The following is a 497-nucleotide window of genomic DNA, read 5'->3' on the forward strand; positions in this document are numbered from 1 at the left end:
GGAGGAATAGATGCTTTATTAAATGGAGTTAAAATAGCAATGTTTGCCAGTGTTTCTGGTTTAGCTCTTACTATTTTAAGTAATTACTTTTTTTTCAGAGCCAGAAGACAGGTGGAACATCAAAAACATGGTTTTTTTACGTTTATTCAAACTCGTCTGTTGCCCATACTTTCTAAAAATACATCTTCAATTATTTACTCACTTCAAACGAACCTCTTAAAGTTTAATAGGGTCTTTACTACCAAAATGAACAGCTTTAGTAGTACCGTTAACGAGGTGAGACAAACATTTGATAGCCAGTTACAGGTTGTTCAGGAATTTAAAAGGATTGATGTTGCCAATATTGCTAAATACAATATAGATGTAATGCAGCAATTGCAAAATTCCTTTCAGAAACTCCAGGACTTGGCTACCTACCTCGATAATATGAATGGGTTTATAGGGAATACTCGGGAATTAAACCTCGCGATCAACCAACAATTACAAAAGGTTGGAGA

Annotated in this window: 1 pseudogene; it reads left to right on the plus strand. The window is 34.6% G+C overall.

Annotated elements, in window-relative coordinates:
* Positions 1-246: 246 nt before the first annotated feature.
* Positions 247-497: pseudogene (locus tag HC175_RS23935) on the plus strand (hypothetical protein); the annotation flags it as partial.

This window comes from Salinimicrobium oceani, assembly GCF_012037645.1.